The sequence below is a fragment of the Bacillus sp. SIMBA_154 genome (assembly GCF_046536015.1).
GTDB lineage: Bacteria > Bacillota > Bacilli > Bacillales > Bacillaceae > Bacillus > Bacillus pumilus_P.
Genome location: NZ_JAWJBV010000191.1, coordinates 1 through 279, shown reverse-complemented (window position 1 = coordinate 279; position 279 = coordinate 1). Strand labels below are relative to the sequence as shown.

At 48.7% G+C, this 279-nt stretch carries 1 protein-coding gene; it reads left to right on the top strand.

The window, feature by feature from the left end; all coding sequences use genetic code 11:
• Positions 1-279, top strand: a 279-nt coding sequence (locus R0K30_RS21690) for a carbamoyl phosphate synthase preATP-grasp domain-containing protein (protein WP_410612878.1), incomplete at both ends; no start/stop codon positions are given.

Below are 279 nucleotides of genomic sequence, written 5' to 3'. Positions count from 1 at the left end.
GCAGACATCAAGCCTGTATATAAAATGGTGGATACATGCGCGGCGGAATTCGAATCAGAAACCCCGTACTTTTACAGCACATATGAGGAAGAGAACGAGTCTGAGGTTACATCAAGAAAAAGCGTCGTCGTCCTCGGTTCCGGGCCGATCCGTATCGGACAGGGCGTCGAATTTGACTATGCGACCGTTCATTCTGTCTGGGCGATCAAGCAGGCAGGCTATGAAGCGATTATTATCAACAACAACCCTGAGACGGTGTCCACTGATTTCAGCATATCA